The 17,971-nt window shown below is 39.6% G+C and carries 17 protein-coding genes, 1 pseudogene and 1 riboswitch; of the genes and pseudogenes, 13 read left to right on the top strand and 5 right to left on the bottom strand.

The window, feature by feature from the left end; genetic code table 11:
* Positions 1–428 precede the first annotated feature (428 nt).
* From modB to CVD28_RS11420, 6 genes are all read left to right on the top strand, one after another.
* On the top strand, positions 429–1,088 hold the full coding sequence (modB, locus tag CVD28_RS11445) for a molybdate ABC transporter permease subunit (RefSeq protein WP_101592512.1): 660 nt from the start codon (positions 429–431) through the stop codon (positions 1,086–1,088).
* A 296-nt stretch (positions 1,089–1,384) separates the two neighbouring features.
* Positions 1,385–2,350, top strand: coding sequence for a cation diffusion facilitator family transporter (locus tag CVD28_RS11440; protein WP_101592511.1), 966 nt, complete (start codon positions 1,385–1,387; stop codon positions 2,348–2,350).
* 218 nt (positions 2,351–2,568) lie between these two features.
* Positions 2,569–2,766 carry a cold-shock protein gene (locus CVD28_RS11435; RefSeq protein ID WP_028393295.1) on the top strand — a complete coding sequence of 66 codons (198 nt, stop codon included), beginning with the start codon at positions 2,569–2,571 and terminating at the stop codon, positions 2,764–2,766.
* A 517-nt stretch (positions 2,767–3,283) separates the two neighbouring features.
* The gene (locus CVD28_RS11430) at positions 3,284–4,999 is read left to right on the top strand and encodes a methyl-accepting chemotaxis protein (RefSeq protein WP_101592510.1); all 1,716 of its coding nucleotides are present in this window, start codon (positions 3,284–3,286) and stop codon (positions 4,997–4,999) included.
* Between the two features lie 133 nt (positions 5,000–5,132).
* Complete coding sequence (locus CVD28_RS11425) at positions 5,133–5,528, top strand: response regulator (RefSeq protein ID WP_101592509.1); 396 nt, start codon at positions 5,133–5,135, stop codon at positions 5,526–5,528.
* Positions 5,521–6,450, top strand: a complete 930-nt coding sequence (locus CVD28_RS11420; protein WP_101592508.1) for a hypothetical protein — start codon at positions 5,521–5,523, stop codon at positions 6,448–6,450. Before CVD28_RS11425 ends, CVD28_RS11420 begins: the two co-directional genes overlap by 8 nt.
* 74 nt (positions 6,451–6,524) lie before the next feature.
* Here CVD28_RS11420 and CVD28_RS11415 read toward each other — a convergent pair whose 3' ends face one another.
* Together CVD28_RS11415 and CVD28_RS11405 are read right to left on the bottom strand one after the other, a co-directional pair.
* Positions 6,525–7,418 (bottom strand): cation diffusion facilitator family transporter, encoded by an 894-nt coding sequence (locus CVD28_RS11415; RefSeq protein WP_101592507.1) that lies wholly within the window; start codon positions 7,416–7,418, stop codon positions 6,525–6,527.
* Between the two features lie 336 nt (positions 7,419–7,754).
* Complete coding sequence (locus CVD28_RS11405; protein ID WP_101592505.1) at positions 7,755–7,970, bottom strand: hypothetical protein; 216 nt, start codon at positions 7,968–7,970, stop codon at positions 7,755–7,757.
* A 272-nt stretch (positions 7,971–8,242) separates the two neighbouring features.
* On the opposite strand from CVD28_RS11405, the gene CVD28_RS11400 reads away from it, so the two are divergent.
* Entirely contained in the window at positions 8,243–8,932 is a 690-nt protein-coding gene (locus CVD28_RS11400) for a TrkA C-terminal domain-containing protein (RefSeq protein ID WP_101592504.1), read from the top strand.
* 517 nt (positions 8,933–9,449) lie between these two features.
* Positions 9,450–10,481 carry a sporulation integral membrane protein YtvI gene (gene ytvI / locus CVD28_RS11390; protein WP_101592502.1) on the top strand — a complete coding sequence of 344 codons (1,032 nt, stop codon included), beginning with the start codon at positions 9,450–9,452 and terminating at the stop codon, positions 10,479–10,481.
* 208 nt (positions 10,482–10,689) lie between these two features.
* On the opposite strand, the gene CVD28_RS28050 is transcribed toward ytvI, so the two are convergent.
* On the bottom strand, positions 10,690–10,839 hold the full coding sequence (locus tag CVD28_RS28050) for a hypothetical protein (protein WP_180954123.1): 150 nt from the start codon (positions 10,837–10,839) through the stop codon (positions 10,690–10,692).
* Between the two features lie 167 nt (positions 10,840–11,006).
* Here CVD28_RS28050 and CVD28_RS11385 point away from each other — a divergent pair, with 167 nt between their 5' ends.
* Positions 11,007–11,336, top strand: coding sequence for a YnfA family protein (locus tag CVD28_RS11385; protein ID WP_101592501.1), 330 nt, complete (start codon positions 11,007–11,009; stop codon positions 11,334–11,336).
* A 165-nt stretch (positions 11,337–11,501) separates the two neighbouring features.
* Here the strand turns inward: CVD28_RS11385 and CVD28_RS11380 are convergent, their stop codons facing one another.
* Positions 11,502–12,863, bottom strand: a complete 1,362-nt coding sequence (locus tag CVD28_RS11380; RefSeq protein WP_101592500.1) for a hemolysin family protein — start codon at positions 12,861–12,863, stop codon at positions 11,502–11,504.
* A 994-nt stretch (positions 12,864–13,857) separates the two neighbouring features.
* Between CVD28_RS11380 and CVD28_RS11370 the strand changes: the two genes are divergently transcribed.
* From CVD28_RS11370 to CVD28_RS11355, 4 genes and pseudogenes are all read left to right on the top strand, one after another.
* Positions 13,858–14,472 carry a DedA family protein gene (locus tag CVD28_RS11370; protein ID WP_101592498.1) on the top strand — a complete coding sequence of 205 codons (615 nt, stop codon included), beginning with the start codon at positions 13,858–13,860 and terminating at the stop codon, positions 14,470–14,472.
* Between the two features lie 242 nt (positions 14,473–14,714).
* A riboswitch (TPP riboswitch) is annotated at positions 14,715–14,817 on the top strand.
* Positions 14,818–14,930: 113 nt separating this feature from the next.
* Positions 14,931–15,506, top strand: coding sequence for an energy-coupled thiamine transporter ThiT (gene thiT / locus CVD28_RS11365; protein ID WP_257985836.1), 576 nt, complete (start codon positions 14,931–14,933; stop codon positions 15,504–15,506).
* Between the two features lie 416 nt (positions 15,507–15,922).
* Positions 15,923–16,066: pseudogene (locus CVD28_RS11360) on the top strand (IS5/IS1182 family transposase); the annotation flags it as partial.
* Positions 16,067–16,329: 263 nt separating this feature from the next.
* Positions 16,330–16,671 (top strand): DUF3243 domain-containing protein, encoded by a 342-nt coding sequence (locus CVD28_RS11355; protein ID WP_101592497.1) that lies wholly within the window; start codon positions 16,330–16,332, stop codon positions 16,669–16,671.
* A 197-nt stretch (positions 16,672–16,868) separates the two neighbouring features.
* On the opposite strand, the gene CVD28_RS11350 is transcribed toward CVD28_RS11355, so the two are convergent.
* Entirely contained in the window at positions 16,869–17,390 is a 522-nt protein-coding gene (locus CVD28_RS11350; RefSeq protein WP_180954122.1) for a universal stress protein, read from the bottom strand.
* Positions 17,391–17,971 lie beyond the last annotated feature (581 nt).

The raw sequence follows: 17,971 nt of genomic DNA, 5'->3' as shown, positions 1-17,971 counted from the left end.
TATTTTTTCCTTTTATTATTCTTCTTGAAGAATTCTGCATTTCTAAAAGAGGTTCAGCTGAAAAAGAAGATATTACGCCCTGCTTGTAATGTAAGCTGGCGAACAGTATGATCCGCGAACACGAAGGCTGCCGGAAACAGGGCTAGTAGGAATATAGCTCTGACTCAGGCGCTTGTGCTGATGCTTTTTCGCATTATTAAGTTTTTACCATTTCTTTTTTACTTATCAAAGATATAATAAATGGGTGAAGAGTAATTCAGTTTATCAAAAATGCGGGTTTGCTGCTCGAGCGTCCGCCATATGGGGGCAAATGGCTGGACATGCATAAAATTAACAGAAGATTTGATGGGCGTTTCTATTAAAATTCTGCAAGGGGAAGTCACAATGGATAGTATAAAAAAACTCGGATGTAAAGGGTTGGATTAAGGATGGCTGGGGATTTTTGGTCACCAGTTATTTTATCAATCCAGGTGGCGGCCGTTTCAGCGGTCTTTGTGTTTGTTAGCGGTGTTTTATTGGCAAAAGCAATGGCTCACCGGCGATTCAGAGGGATGGCAGTGCTTGAAACAATTTTACTGCTGCCGCTGGTTCTTCCTCCATCTGTAGTAGGGTTTTTACTAATTATTGCATTCGGAAGAAACAGCCTTGCCGGGCGGGCAATCGAATGGGTTTTCAGCCAGCCTGTCATTTTCACATGGTGGGCAGCGGTCATAGCATCGACTGTAGTTGCGTTTCCGCTCATGTACCAATCCTGCAAAACGGGCTTTGAATCAATCAGCCGGGACATAGAGAATGCGGCAAGGGTGGATGGGGCCAGTGAATGGATGGTGTTCTTTTGGATTACATTTCCGCTGGCAGCAAAATCACTTGTCTCCGGAGGGATTCTTGCATTTGCAAGGGCACTCGGGGAATTTGGAGCGACTTTAATGTTTGCAGGAAACATTCCAGGGAAGACCCAGACAATTCCTACTGCTATTTATGTAGCAATTGATTCAGGCAATTTGCAGAATGCCTGGCTATGGGTGGGAACAATGGTTGCTATCTCCTTTATCATGCTTCTTTGTGTTCAGTTTATCACCCGGAAATAGTTTGAAGCTGATTTATGAAATAGAGTTATAAAAAGCAGTTTATATTGACATTTAATTATGTCCAGAACAAAAGAATGGAACTTAAAAAGCACTGTCGCTAGGCAGTGCTTTTTAAATTATATTCTCAGCAACTTCTGAACAAAAAAATTCGGTAAAAGCCGCCCCAAATTCTGTGAAATATAATATTTTATAATTTCTTTGCAGGCCTGCTAGCCTTAAGACTATTGGTTTTAATAGCGGGCTGTTTGTGTAAAGTAAATAAAGAAAAAAATAAAATCTAACAACAGAGGTGGATCATGAAGGTCGCTGAATTTGTTAAAAGAGGTAATAAATCATCGGGCATTGCGGCTCTGGGAAATGCAGCTCTGGCTTTAATTAAAGGTGTTGCAGCAGCAGTGACCGGCAGCGGGGCAATGCTTGCAACAACCATGCATTCTCTTGCGGATGCCCTTAATCAAGGATTTGTTTTTTTGGGAAGTGCTTTGGCAGAAAAAAAGCCGACAAAACGTTTTCCATCTGGTTTTGGACGAGTGGTAAATCTCTTTGTTCTGATTGCAGTAATCGTCATTTCTATTATGGCGTATGAAACCATACACAAAGGGTGGGACCTGATTCAGCACCCGAAAGCTTCAGGCAATCTATGGCTAAATATAGGTATTATGGGACTGGCCATCCTAATTGATGGGGCGATCCTATTTAAAGCGATGAAGGAGATTGCCCATGAAACTCGGTCGGAAGTTAAGGGTTCAGGCATTATCCTCTATTCCTTTAAGAATGTCCATCTTGCTTCTCCTCCGACAAGGTTGGTTTTTTATGAGGATATTATTGCAACATTCGGAGCGGTACTAGCTCTAGTATCCATTTTACTTGCCCATACTACGGGATTGTATTTTCTGGATGGTGTTGGAACCATCTTAATTGGATTTCTGCTTGTTGGTATTGCAATAAAAATAGGCTACGAAAATACAATTGGATTAATTGGAGTTGCTGCACCAAGGGAAGTTGAAAAACGGGTGGCTTCAATCATTTTTAGACATCCTGCTGTCGTAGATATCAGGAATTTACGGATATTGCAAGAGGGAAGAAGGTATCACGTTGAGAGCTATATCGAGCTCAAAGAGGGTCTCACACTGGCGGATGCAGACGATATTAAATTTATGGTAAGGGATAAGCTGCTTGAGGATCAGGATATTGGTGACGTGGTAATCGGCATATTAGAAACAGACCATATTAGAAACTGGACTGAGCCAATAGATAATTAAACAACTTAGCTTTAGATCTTAGGAATTTGCAAATTTCAGAACAATTCTGGGAAAGTAATGCATTATCTATTGACAGCTCAAATCCCAGATGCTAAACTATAGACAATTATTTTAGATCGGAATAACATGATAGAAGGAAATTGGTTTCCTCTTGAAAGATTATGTCCAAGATCAAGAATAGTAATAAACTGGATTTTATCCACACAGGAGGAAATACAATGGTACAAGGTAAAGTAAAATGGTTTAATGCAGAAAAAGGATTCGGTTTCATCGAAGTAGAAGGACAAGACGACGTATTCGTACACTTCTCAGCTATCCAAGGCGAAGGCTTCAAGACTCTTGAAGAAGGCCAAGAAGTTTCTTTCGAAATCGAGCAAGGCGCTCGTGGACCTCAAGCTGCTAACGTTCAAAAGTAATTGAACGAAGACTCCCTTAAAGGGAGTCTTTTTTTATAGTACAATACAAATGTCAACCTCCAGCGGCCCAGCAGCTTTTTTTGCAGGAAAAAAAGTCCCGACGCACAAGACGTCCTATTGCCGGCGTTGTCACAGGATATGGCGGTTTTAGTCAGCCTCAAGTGTTGTGACCAAGAACCGTCGCATTGGCCATAAGCCAATCACTTCTGAAGGTAAAAAGTGCCTTCTGTCAGTGCTTGTCTTATGCTTAGTCCCACAGAAAGTGGATCAGAACGGCGTTGCCACAGAACGTGGCGAAACTAGCCTTCATCCTTGGAAGGGATGTGCTGGGGTCGACGTTTCTTTTTACAGGGCGCTTGCGATTTCTTATTTAAATCTCACCACAGTACATTGTATTGTGGTTTTTTGTATTGCTGGAATTTGTCGAAAAATATATTGAAACTATTCGGACGGTGTAAAGTACAATGAATCTAGGTCAATTTCCCTATAATCCACTTACATAAATGTGAGGAATGCTATGCGAAAGAGTATAAGAACAAACATGCTGGTCATATTTTCATTGCTTATCCTTATAACAGGTTTAATTATCAGTTATATTTCCTTTCAAACATCATCCAGTTTAATTAAGGAATCGATAAGTGATCAGGCTGAAGGTATTGCAAAGCGCGCTGTAAAAACTATTGAAGTTAAAAAATATCAGGAAATTACACGTAAATCCGGAGAAACAGACTATTACCATGAACTTCGGGATGCCTTAAACAATATTAGAGAAACAAATGGCCTTACCTATTTATATACAATGAGCCGAGAAAAAACAGATAAGGGCTATGAATATTTCTATATGGTTGATGGAATGCCGAAAGACTCCGAGGATTCATCTAAGCTGGGCGATCAAGAGAAAGAAATAGATGACCCTCTTCGAAAGGCCTTTGACCTGGGTGAAACTGGGATTGTAATGAGTGAGACGGATGAATATGGTGCCATTGCCTCAGCGTATGTACCAATTAAAGATGATACCGGAAAAACTATTGGAATCTTAGGAGCCGATTTTGACGTAAGTAAGGTTTATTCATCATTGGATTCATTTGGTTTAAAAATGGCCTTGATAACAGGGTTAATATTATTGTCTGGAATTATAATAAGTTACCTGTTTACTGGATCATTGACCAAGCCGCTTCAGGAACTGGCCAAAAAGGTGCAATTGGTTGGTAAAGGGGATTTAACCGTTTTATTTGAATCAAACAGGAAAGATGAAATCGGAATCTTAACCGAGTCTTTTAAACAAATGCTGCAGGAATTAAAAGGAATCATCAGAGAAATTAACAATAATTCCCAGACTGTGAATCAATCAACCTCTCTCCTTCTGCAAAGCGCCAATGAGACAAAAGCAGCAAGCTCAGAAATAACATCTACTATGAATCAGCTTTCGGTGGATTCTGCCTTGCAATATAACAGCATGGATGAAAGTGTTCATGTAATGGAGGAGATGTCTGAGGGCATGAACCATATAGCTCTTGCATCACTTACGACATCAGAATTATCCGTAGCGGCTGTGAAAGAAGTGGAACATGGAAATAAAAGAATAACCAATGTATTCAATCAAATGAATTCAATTAGCGATTCTGTTAATCAGTCCTCGCTGTCTATCAGGATATTAGAGGAGCATTCTAATAAAATTTCAGCATTTACCGAAGTTATCAAGGAAATTTCCTTAAAAACGAATATGCTGGCATTAAATGCGGCCATTGAGGCAGCGTGGGCGGGAGAAGCGGGCAAGGGGTTTGCGGTGGTTGCGGATGAGGTCAGGACTCTGGCCGAGCAATCAAAAGAATCAACTGACAGCATTCAGAAATTAGTTGAAAAAATAAATCTGGATACAAATCAGACCGCTCTTACAATGGAGGTTGTGATCCGCGAAGTTAAAGAGGGGATGAAGGCAGTGGAAGATACTGTGGCGGTATTCAATACCATTTTATCTTCCATTGAAGGTGTTAATAAACAAGTTGATGAAGTAACATCTACATCGGAACAGCTATCGGCTTTTAGTGAAGAGATTACCTCTTCCGCCCTAGAGACGAGGGATATTGCTGAACGGTCAGTCGCGAGTACAAATGAAACAGCTGCTATCACAACTAAACAGGAACATCTTATTGCGGGAATGGCGGAGTCAATTGAGAGCATCTCAAAGATGTCTCATCAATTGCAGGAATTGACCAATAAGTTTAAATTGTAAACTACGCATCCCTGCTATATTTTTGAAAGATTTATGAAACTTTGAGACTAGTTTTGTCGGATTGTCGAAAGGAAATTAGACCTAATTTATCGAATTAGTATGAACAGTTATTATAAGACAGGGGGAGAGAAGTTTGACCAATAACTTGAAGGTGCTTGTATGCGATGATTCTGTATTAATCCGCAAAAAGCTAAAATCAACACTCGAAAAATGCAAATGTGAAGGTGTTCTTGAGGCTGAGAATGGCGCGGTGGCAGTAGAAATGGTAAAGGAACATAAACCGGATCTCGTTTTTATGGATATTGTTATGCCGGATAAGGATGGTATTGAAGCACTAACGGAAATCAGGCAGCTTGATGACTCTGTAAAAGTTGTTATGGCTTCTTCGGCAGGAACTCAGAATCACCTTAAAAAGGCTCTTGAACAGGGCGCGTTTGATTTTATTCAAAAACCGATAACTCTTGAATCCATTACGAATATTATTGAAAAGATTCTCAAGGATAAAAAGGAGGGCAGCTTAAATGTTTAGGCAATTTTTTGGACAATACCTGCTAAATAGCGGGCATATCGGTTCGGAGCAATTAAGAGATGCCTTGGAGCTAATGCAATCAACACACGTTAAGCTTGGGGTTCTCGCCGTCAATGAGGGCTATATGACAGGAACTCAGGTGGAAGAGGTTCATGAAAAGCAAAAGCAGGTGGATAAGCGCTTTGGAGAAATCGCTGTTGAGATGGGCTACCTGACAGAAGAGCAGGTGGAAGGAATGCTGTCTGCCCAAAAGCAGAACCATCTTCTGCTTGCACAGGCCCTGGTAGATAATGGGTATATGACAATAGATGAATTTTCAGTTGCGCTAATTACTTACAAGACCGAGAATGGCTTATCTGATGAAAAATTCGAAGCAATCAAGAACGGTGATATTGATCTTCTAGTTGAAAATTTAGTTCCGATTGAAGAGCCGGAAAGAAAAGCAGCTTTTGTTCAATATCTATCGCTTTTTGCCAAGAATATAATCCGTTTTATTGATGCCAATGCCCGTCTGGAAGCCAAGCCGGCCGCGGGGCAGCTTAAGGGCCAATGGTATGTAGAACAAGAGATAACAGGTGTTGTGCCTCTTTACACAGCAATTTCTGCTGACGAAAAAGTATTTCTGAAGATTGCTTCCATTTATGCCGAAGAAGAGCTAAACCAAGTGGATGAACTTGCTTGTGCTTCAGTCGGTGAATTTCTGAATCTGCATAATGGTATTTTTCTTGTCAACATGTCCAATAAAGGAATTGAATTGGGGATGGATCCGCAGCAGGTTAATCCTAATGCTGTAATCGAATTAACAGGCCCTGCTTATTTGATAACTATCCATATTCAGGATGGAAGTTTTCAATTGGTCCTTTCTGATAATCCGGAAACAGTCTCAGTCCATCCTAATTCTGCCAGCAGCAGTCTTGCTTAATTCTATAATAGATAATAGCAAAAACCTTGTTCTTCAGTTTGAAGAAACAAGGTTTTTTATTTTGAGAACAAAAATTAGATTTCTTTAAAATACGGATTTAAATGAATCAGAACTTCTTGGATGTTATCGTATTTTTTTTGTAAAGTCTTTTTTATCTCACGCGAGAGGTCATGTCCCTGTTTAATGGTTTTATCATGGTCGATGGATATTCTTAAATCCACTAAAATGTAGTGGCCATGTTCTCGTGCCCTGATTTTATCAATCCGTTTTACATCAGGAAATTCTGAAATAACCGCTATATAATCTTCTAATACTTCGCTGTCCACACTCCGTTCAAGGAGAATATGGAAGGCCTCGGTTAGCATCTCTTTTGCAATTTTGAAAATGAGATACGCTACAAACAAACTCGCAATTTTATCGCCGTACAAAAGAAAGTTCAGGTCAAATTTGTCGCCCAGTATAGACAGGAGAACACCTGCTGCTGCAGCAATGGAGGCTACGATATCAGCCTTATGATCCAGCGCAATGGCCTCAATCGCTTTGCTGTTATGCAAAGTGGCAATCTTTAAGGAATAGCGATAGAGATATTCCTTTGAAGCATAGGAAACAACTGCTACCCACATCGCTAAGATGCTTGGTGCTTCAACTGGGTGGAAAAAGCCCATAACTGCTTCGTAAATAATATAAAAGGCTACCAAAAATAACAGGATTCCAACTACTCCTGAAACGATTACCTCTGCTTTGCCATGTCCATATGGGTGATCTTCATCGGCAGGTTTATTGGCCAGCTTAATTACCAAAAGAACGATGATAGATGCAAAAACGTCAGCCGCGGAGTGGATACCATCAGCAAAAACGGCATCACTATTGCCGGCTGCCCCAATAACAATTTTTCCGATAGTTAAGATAATATTGCTGATTACGCTTATCCAAGCTACTTTTTTAGCGATAGATTCTCTGTTCGCCACTTACAGAACACCCTCTTTAACACAATCTTTTGATATAGTAACAAACTTAATTGCTGTGGGTCTAGAGAAACAGAATTGCCGAAGCCTATTAAAGTAACATGGGAAAAATTCTTTTTTATTATGCCTAAAAAGTTGAGTCTTACCAAATTTAATTTGAGCAGCTTTTGGTTTGATATGTTCCGAAAGACAAGAGATGATATGCCGAAAGAGCATAGGGAGGAACCAGCATTATGGAACAGGCCAGATATTAAACCGTTAAGAAATTCATTCTCGCGGTCGTGGAAGAATCCGTATTTTCATGCCGAGAAAAAAAGGATGCAGCTGCACCCTTATGACTTAAGGATATGACTTCTTTTTATCACTTGAGGATTGATCTTTTATTTTTTCCCCATTCTTCTCCTCCTGATACTCTTCTCTTATATCCTCCAAAGGCAGGTCTTCGGTTGGCATGACTACTTGGTCTCTTTTAAGCTGTTCATTCCAATTTTCCCTGAATGCTTTCGACTTATCATTCCGTTCCTCAAGAATTTGCTCTTTTTCAGAGTTTTTCATTCATAATTCCTCCCAATCTTTTTACAAGACTTTTCCCTGCCATCATTAATTAAAACATAGCGGATCTTATTTCCTGCAGAATTCGCAGACATAGGGTTCTTCCCTATATGAAAACATAAAATGAATATAACAACGGCCGTTAAAAAAGCGTTAGTAAGTGGATTTTTTTTGAATTAAAGATGGTTTTGAGCACAGATAATCTGGCCAATTATTTGTGTTTTTTATAAATCTTCAGGGGTAAATTATATATAGGAGAGGAGGAACTGCTAATAATGGACTTTTTATTTATCCTGCTATATTTTCTGATTATTTCCCTTGTAATTGAAAATGCGGTGAGGTTATTTGTCATGACAGGAATTGACACAAAGGTATCGAGATTTCAAGTAATCTCCATGCTGACTGGTACTGGCTTTACCACCGATGAGTCAAAGGTAATTATTGACCATCCGATCCGCAGGAAAATCGGAACGTTTCTCATATTGTTTGGAGCCTTCTCTTTAGCCGTCATTATTTCATCTATTAGCAACCTGCTGGCAAACGATTTGCGAATCTTGGAACTATCGATTATTTCGGTGCTATTAATGGTCTCTTTAATAATATTAAGATCGGCAATTGTGGAAAAAAAGTTTGAAAGTAAGCTCGAGAAACAGATGGAAGATCACTATGAAATTTATGAGCATCCTATAAAGGAAATTTTATACTTAGATGAAAATGACCTGGTAACAGATGTAGTCATTAAGGAAAGATCACCTCATATAGGCAAGGTGATTGCTGATTTGATTACTCAAGAACAAGATATCCTTGTTCTGTATATAAAAAGGGGAGAAATATTTATTAGAAAAAAAGCTTACCAGGAAGAAATTAAGGCAGGAGATCAAATTTTCCTCTATGGTAATCAGCAGGAGATTGAAGAAATATTCCACCCCGAGTTAGAGGAGAAAGACAAGGGGGAGCTGGAGTAAGGAATTGGAGCAGGCTCGAAAAAGCCTGCCAGAACTTTTGAGTATTATGATCATCGGCAAAAAAAGGAGTGTATTCAGAATTTATGATGTTATAAATTCGGCTGAAACTTGTATTAGCAGGAGAACAATTGGCTGGAGTGAGGTTCTCCTCTGCTTTTCTAAAGATATTTTTATATTCATTTACTGCTTATAGTGTAAAATTAAGAAAAAACCTTATCATCTGAGGCCCCACACGGCGGGTAGCTGACTAAGGTTTTTGAATAGTAAATAAATAGTTGCAAAATAACCCGAAAGTTATATAATTCTGTTCAGGCTTTACATATTGCAATTTGGATTTTTTATCACACTAGAACCATTGTTTGCCTATAGCAGATGCGGTAAAATGGCTACCCTGTTATAATTGATAAAAAGCAGTCAGGTGAACTTTTTTATAAGTTTTCTTAAGTTCTTCAAAAAGGCATCTGACTGAGAGGAATTATATACAGGTAGCTGGTCAGTACAGGAAGGGATTTGGGATATGAAGCTTCGCTGGTTTTGGATTATGATTACATTATTATTGATTCTTGTACTATTGCCATATTCTTGGACGCTGATTTTTGCTTTTGTGACCGCGCTTCTTCTTGAGCGGGTAGTTAACTTTTTTAGCGGAAAGTTAAGAATGAACAGACTATGGTCCGTACTGCTTTCGTTTTTATTATACATAGGAGCGTTGTCGGGCATAGTTTACATATTGATTTCAGTTTTGATCAAGCAGGTTATTAATTTATCGGAAAAGTCACCTGGGCTGATGCGGGACCTGTATTATTCGGCCTTGCTGCCGTTCATTCGGAAGTGGGAAACCTATTCTAAAACCTTGCCAAAGGAATTGATAACTTCTGTTGAAGATGCGTTGGAGAGAGGCTTGAAATCTTTGGAGATGTTTTTCCAGAACCTGATTGAGGCAACTGTCCAGCTTGCTACGCTCGTACCGGGTTTTCTCATTGAATTTATTATTTATATGGTCTCACTTTTTCTGTTCAGTCTGGAAATGCCGAAGATCAAGCGAAAGTTGAGTACATATTTAAGCCAATCAACCTATCAGAAATTTTCACTGGTTGTCAATGATTTGGGCCAGGCGGCTGTTGGTTTTCTTAAGGCTCAGGTGTTTTTAAGCTTGGTTACTTTTACAATGGCGTATTTGGGGCTATGGCTTTTGGAAGTTCCTTATACATTGCTCTTGTCTATTTTAATTGTCATCGTGGATATCCTTCCCATTCTTGGAACAGGATCAGTATTGGTTCCATGGGCGGTCATCTCGGTTATGCAGGGGAACCAAAGCCTGGGAATCGGGCTGATAATTCTGTTTGCTGTCATTACAGTAGTACGGCGGATATTGGAACCAAAGGTATTTTCAGCAAACATGGGGGTCAGCCCGCTGGCTGCGTTAATAAGTCTTTATCTAGGGTTTAAAGTGATGGGTTTCATTGGCTTGTTCCTTGGTCCAGCACTCGTTATTGTCTATGAAACACTGAAACGGGCAGGCGTAATCAGGACAAAACCTTCTGGGTAACACATCCTAAACGATATTGCCTAAAAAAAACCTTGCAAGCGTACTTTGAAAGTCGCATCTGCAAGGTTTTTTCATGAGAAAAGTATTCTTTTTTAACAAGTACAGATGTCGACGTTGCTACAGGACGAAGGTTTGTAACATGTTTTTAGTTACAACACTGGCGAACTAAGCCGTTCTTCATCTTCTAGGGCGCTTGCGCTTTCCATGACTATTGAACTCGATTATCCTTCTGAAACTGGCTTATATGTTTTGTTGTTCTCCCGGCCCCTTCACAATGCTGGCATGAACGGGAGAAGAACTGGAGATAAGGGATTTTTCCTTTTCCCTTACAATGATTACAGATTTCGATTACCTTCATTTCAGTCCCTCCTGAAGTGAATACTATTTTACAAGCCATATATAAAGTATGGTTTAGATACCCCGAATACATTCAGTTAATGAAAAAAATACATAGGGAATTACTTTATTATAATAAATTCCTGAATTTTCGTTCGTCCGCAGTTTACATTTTAGGGGGAGAACAATATCATTCAAGCAGCAATATTATTTTTATTGGCAGGAGTCGCTGAAGTCGGAGGAGGCTTCCTCATTTGGAAATGGATCAGGGACGGCCTTTCAGCATGGTATGGTGCAGCTGGGGCTCTGATTCTTATCATTTATGGCATAATACCCACATTTCAAAGCTTTCCTTCATTTGGGAGGGTATATGCAGCATATGGCGGTGTTTTTATTATCATTTCAATCCTATGGGGATGGGCGGCCGATAAGAAGGCTCCAGATGTTTATGATTGGATAGGAGCGGCTGTTTGCCTAATCGGTATTTCAATTATATTATTTGCTCCTCGTTCAGCTTAGTCTTATCAGTACTATAGCTATTTATAATGGACCTCAAACACAAAGGCCAGCCCTTCTTTAGGAGGCTGGCCTTTGTTTATAAGATAAGAAAATTTTCTGGATTATAAATTTCCAGCCTACAGCGCCCAGCCGCTCAGAAGCAGAGCGCTGAAGCTTTTCGGTTAATTAAGAAACTATCTCTGCCTGCACCTTAGTTTTCTGTAAAGACAATTCAGGCAGTGCTGCTGGTTCATTTACCTGCTTCGTAATTTCAATATACCTGATATGGTGGTCTTCCATTTCTGATATCCTGAAACAGTATGCTCCGTGATAAAGCCTTTCGCCCTGTTTCACATCATAATTTTCAGAAAGGATCCAGCCGCCGATAGTATCGATTACTTCATCTTCTATTTCCAGTCCAAGCATATCGTTAATTTCACTCAATAAAACTTTCGAATCTACAATAAAGTGGTCATCCTTCAGCTTTCGAACCATTGGAATTTCATCCAGGTCGAATTCATCCCGAATATCACCGACAATTTCTTCGAGAATATCTTCAACAGTTACCAAACCGGAAGTTCCGCCATATTCATCCATAAGTATGGCCATGTGGATCCGATCTTTTTGCATTTTTACTAGCAAATCATGGATAGGAATACTGTCTATCACACGGATGATCGGACGAAGATAATATTCAACTTTCTTTTGTGTGTGCTTATTTTGCGAAATCATATCAGTAAAGAGCTCTTTCACGTTAACCAAGCCAATTACATGGTCTTTATCACCATCAATAACAGGATATCGGGTAAATTTTTCTTCCGTCATCAGTTTTACGAAGGACTCAATTGTATCGTCTTTTGACATAGAAACAATTTCGGTACGTGGAACCATGATTTCTTTCGCAATTCTATCATCGAACTCAAAAATTTTATTAACATATTTGAATTCTGACTGGTTTATCTCTCCGTTTTTATAGCTTTCAGACAGGATCATTCTTAATTCTTCCTCAGTGTGTGCCAATTCATGCTCTGAAACAGGCTTTAGACCAAACATTCTTGTAATAATCCTGGCCGAACCGTTCAATGTCCAGATAAATGGGAACATGAGTTTATAAAAGAAAATTAGCGGCTTAGCTGTAAGCAAAGTAACGGCTTCTGCTTTCTGGATGGCAAGTGTCTTTGGTGCCAGTTCGCCAATTACCACATGCAGAAACGTTATCAAAGCAAATGCAAGCCCAAAGGAAAGAATCTGTGAAGCAGCAGCTGGAAAATTCAGAGCATCCATTACAGGGTGGATGATTCGCTCAATAGTAGGCTCACCAAGCCAGCCCAGTCCAAGGGCTGTTATTGTTATTCCCAGCTGGCAGGCTGACAAATATTCATCCAGGCTGGCAATAACCTTTCGTGCACTAATAGCGCGGCTGCTGCCTTCTTCAATCAGCTGGTCAATCCTTGTGCTTCTAACTTTTACAATTGCAAACTCCGAGGCTACGAAGAATCCCGTCAAAGCAATTAAAATGGCTATCAAAACCAAGTTTAATATGTCCAAATAGCTCCCTCAGCCCGCTATGGAAATGCGGGTAAGGAGTCACCTCCCAAGGTATTTAATTTTATTATATTCCTGCTCTTTTTAGTGACGCAAACAAATCTGTAAAACCTTTAATCTTTTGTTCTAAATAAATGAAAGACTAGCTTGGATGGAGCAGCAGGTATACCCGCAATTGCTTTCCCATCCAGAGAAGTTTAGCAGCCGTAACGGCCTGTTATTCTGCGTTTTTCTGAAATTGCCTTTCAATACCCCATCCAATCACCTCAGTCTTTGTTATAGTAAATACTTTAATTATAAAAAACCATACACTCAGCGTCAAACCGACAGTTTTCCATAAATGCTTATTATTTCATTTATATGGATGTTAATAACCTTATATTAGCGTTTTTTAAACATATTCTCCTGATTCCTCCAAAATGGGGAAAAAGTTTCTTAATTTTTCAAGCCGGGATGTAGTAGAATAATAAGAACCTTTACTAAAACACCAGAAGATTGGGAATTATTCAATCGTTCCTTAGTGAAATTTTGCGTTTTCGGGTTTTGTTTTGTGAAAAATCGGGAAAAAGAATAATAAATTATGTACATATATGAAGCAGGCAGGCAGTAGGTACGAACACTTTCCTATAAATTCTCTTGAGGTGAGCATGGTGGATAGTCAAATAATTATGGAATTTCAAAATAAAGGAATAAAGATCGAAAAAACAAAGTCCAGACATGAGGTATTTTCTAATCTATTCCGTTCTAATCCATCATTACTTGGATTTCAGGCTAATTCATTAACAGAGAGGTTAAACGATTTAAAGGGTGTAGATGTTAAACTTACTGAGTTTTAATAAATATATGGTTAAAGAGGAGGTGCGAAAAGCGCCTTTTTTTATGCCTTAATATTGAAATGCTATTTTAGAAAAGAAAGACTTACTTTCATTAAGCAGACATATACTTGTACTAATGCATATAGGCGGATATGGTGCAAATAGATAATAAGGAGTATGTTATGAAAGAACTGATAAGTGAAATTTTGAGTATTTTAACAGACTTAGGGTATCTAGGGATTTCCATTGGGTTAATGATCGAAATTCTCCCAAGTGAAATTGTGCTGGCATACGGGGGATATTTAATTTCTTTGGGGAAAATCCATTTTGCTGGAGCGATTGTTGCAGGAGTGGCTGGCGGAACTTTAGCTCAATTGTTCCTTTATTGGGCAGGTTATTATGGAGGCCGCCCATTTCTTGAGAAATATGGGAAGTACATATTTCTCAACTCCCGCCATCTTGATATTGCAGAACAATGGTTCCAAAAATATGGAGCTGGAGTTATTTTCAGTGCAAGATTTATCCCGGTTGTAAGACATGCCATTTCTATACCGGCTGGAATCGCCAAAATGCCTGCATCGACTTTTATCGCTTATACGGTTTCAGCAATGGTACCCTGGACGATTTTCTTCTTATACCTTGGTACAATTCTAGGGACAAATTGGGGTTCGATTAAAGAAACGGCTGCTCCATTTTTGTCAATTTTCATCTTAGCGGCATTTGGAGGAGGAATTTTTTATATTATCCGGAAAAAAAATCAAGAACCGCCAATAGTAACAATTCCTCGAAAAAAGTAAATTTCCTTGCAAGGATATTCACAAGAAATAAACTATCGTATTTAGTCTGTGCTTTTTAATATGGCAAGAAGAAAAAAGCTGTAAAACTTGCCTTTCCGAATACATAAATTCACTAGGGAAAATGAAAACTCCTTCAAATTAACCCGAAATAATACAATGTTAGGTAAGATCGCAACTGTAAGTTTTTCTTGTCACTGAGGCAAATAAATAGTATATTCAATCTTGTTAAGAGAAAAATCAAATAGTTCCACAAGGGGAGCCTGCAAGGCTGAGAGTGAACGTGCGAGTTCTGACCCTCTGAACCTGTTAGTTAATGCTAACGTAGGGATGTGGTTTTGGATAGCAGCATTGCCCGACAGTCCATTACCGTCCCGGCGATGTTTTTTTGCGTTGTTGGGAAAGAATTCACGTTGCTTCAAGGAATAGCCGGCCTCCCTGCCAAAAAGGGGGAAAAGAAATTGAATAAGAAAACATTATTTTTGGTTGAAGTCGCAGTTTTTGCGGCACTTGCATTTTTGCTTGATCTTGCGTCCAATTTCATATTTTCAAGAATTTGGCCGCAGGGTGGATCGGTATCAATTGCAATGGTTCCTATCTTTCTAATAGCATTTCGCTGGGGGATCAAAGGCGGAGTACTGACAGGATTACTGCTCGGTATGCTGCAGATGATAAGCAATCCTTCCATTTATCACCCAGTACAGGGCTTCATTGATTATTTCCTTGCTTTTTCCGTAGTCGGCGTAGCGGGCGTTTTTGCAGGACAGGTGAGTAATGCTTATGCTGATGATGCAAAAACCAAAGGAATGAGCTATGCAATTGCGGGTATTTTCGCTGGTAGCCTGCTGAGATTTCTTTGTCATTTTTATACAGGAATTGTTTTCTTCGGCACGTATGCTCCTAAAGGCCAGCCTGTAGCGCTATATTCACTTGTATATAATGGAACCTATATGCTTGGCAGCTTTGTTCTTTCTGCAGTAGTTGTTGTGATGTTATATGCAGCAGCATCCCGGGTACTAGTTAGAAAAGCATACTAAGTGAATGCAGCTGCTAAAAGCAGAAGTGCCAGTAATTAGTTTTTAGAGAAATCGCTGAGTTACCAAACCCTTCGTCCTGAAGGTTTCAGACTGTAGGAAAACTCGATGAAAATCGAGCTTGCCTACAGTTTTTTTATTGTCCTCTTAATGGGGTTTGTTGATTTCCGTTCCAGGCACTTAGCTTTCCTCGGGGCGGGCGGTCAACCTCCTCATCGCATGCACCTGTGGGGTCTCACCTGTCCCGCTGCTCCCGCAGGACGTAAGCAACCTCGAATAAACACCGCACGAAGGAAATGGGAATGGATTTTCGAGGATTTCGCGCCTTCCACTCCAATCATCCGGTTTTCAAACGCTGCTATGGAACGTTCCTAAAATCTATTTTAAAATGGGTACTTAAAATGATTGTGGTGACGAAGATGCTTTCGAAAAACAATCCTATCGTGCGAGATCAATTAGAGATGGTTACTTTAGACCAGCTTGTCCCTCAGGACCATATGGTCAGTAAGATGGAAGCAGCCCTTGACTTCTCATTTATCTATAACTTGGTGAAGGATGTCTATTTGATAGCAATATATTGCACGAAATAAAGCCACAGCTTTGTGAGGACGTGGGGCAGGCCGGTGTTCAGCCAGGATGAAGGTTGTACCATGGTTTTAGTTACAGCACTGCTAAATTAGCCGTTCGTCCCTTATAGGGAGCTTGGACTTTTCTTACGGATGAAAAGATAATCTTTATATATTCTAAAAAGTACCAATCCTTATGTTTAAGATTGGTTAGCATTGGTTATCTATAAAACAATATGGTTTTTAAAGGAGGAATTGCATTGTCAGAGCAAGGGCATGTAGTGAAGAAAAACGGTGAAATGGATACAGGTATGGTTGAAGATGCGCTCAAGCGTATTGATCCTGAACGTGTGGATGATATCCTTGAAAGCTTTGGGCAATTTAAATCGTATTTAAAGCACCGGCTGGACCTTGGGAAGAAAATTGGCTTGAATGAGGAACAGCTTGCCAAAACAGCCGAAAAAATCGCAAATTATCTAGCGGATCATGTGGATCCGAAAAATCGGGAAGAAAAGCTGCTGCAGGAATTATGGAAAGTGGGGGATCAAGAAGAACAGCATAAGCTTGCACATATGCTGGTTAAGCTTGTGGAAAACGAATAAGATTAAAGTTTTCCGTACATGAACTAAATATGATAATAAAAAAGGTCCTGGCCGGTCGTTTCTTTAGACAGTCCGGCTAGAACCTTTTACTGGAAGATTATAGTTATTTTTATCATTTATCGGTTGTTCTTTATGTAATGGTTTTCATGAACATAGAACAGGAAGACCCATCAGAATTGGGCCAGCCTGTTCTATTATTATTTAGCAACAAGTACGTGGCAGTGGGATTCTTTTGCCACTGAGGAGCTCACAGATCCTAGAAAGAGTTTTTTAAGGCCGCTTTTTCCGCTATTTCCTACGATTATTAAATCAGCATCTGTCTGTTTTGCGAAACTGCAAATGCTTTCAACCGGGTTCCCTTCCAGAATTTCAAAGTTCCCTTTCACATGGTTCGAAGATAAAATCTCTCTTGCTCTCGTTTCAGCCATGGAAGAACTGTTCCGGACAATACTATGTGTTGAATCATTTGGAGAAAGATTGTTTCTTTCAATGGCAATCGGCTGGATCTGACTGGTATCAACATACATTGCGTCGTTTGAAAAGCCTGCCACTCTTGCCTCGCCAATCGGAACATTCTCCACTTTTTCATTAAATACATGAACGACTGTCAGCTCGGCATCGGGTAAAGATTTAACTAGCCTGCAGGCTAAATCCACTGCTTCTTTACCTCCCTCACTTCCGTCAAAGGCGGCGATAATATGCTTTAGTTCCTTTACCATCATCTCATCTCCTTTTTTAGAATGAATTCAGCCCTTCAGATTTTAAAAGATTGTCTTTGGAGGAAAATAAAGCCTCGGCATATAGAGAAAGGAACTCAGAAACTATAAATCCTAGCAAGGCAGCTATGTGAGGTATGCTAATGCCTGCGTCGCCTCGGAGCGATGATATAAGTGGTTTAATTTACAACACTGGCAAAATTAGCTTTCCGTCTGCTGTCAGAGCGCTGCCTTCTTGAGGCTAATATAATTTTTGAGGCTAATATAATTATAATGTTTTACCCAATAATTCTAGAAATTATCCATAACGTTCCCACAAGCATTTAAAAGTTATTGAATTAGACGATAAAACACGGCAAAAGAAATCGTTTATATGTATAAACAGAGTTCTAAAAAACAGGGTAAGCGTCCATATAACAAAAGGCTTTTAAAGGCTGCTTCCTATCAGTACATAAAAAAATATCCGGGTTTATATACAAGAAATAAAAAGAGGTACCCCTCCTTTTTAGATGGAAGGGGTGCCTCTTTTTGCTTTCACAAAAAATTATTTCGTACTGGTCCGGCTAAAGGATCAGGCCGCTGCT

Origin of the sequence: Bacillus sp. M6-12 (assembly GCF_002860285.1) — a bacterium.
Classification (GTDB): Bacteria; Bacillota; Bacilli; order Bacillales; family DSM-1321; genus Peribacillus.
The sequence above is the reverse complement of the archived record's forward strand: the minus strand, read 5'-3'. Positions and strand labels throughout refer to the sequence as shown.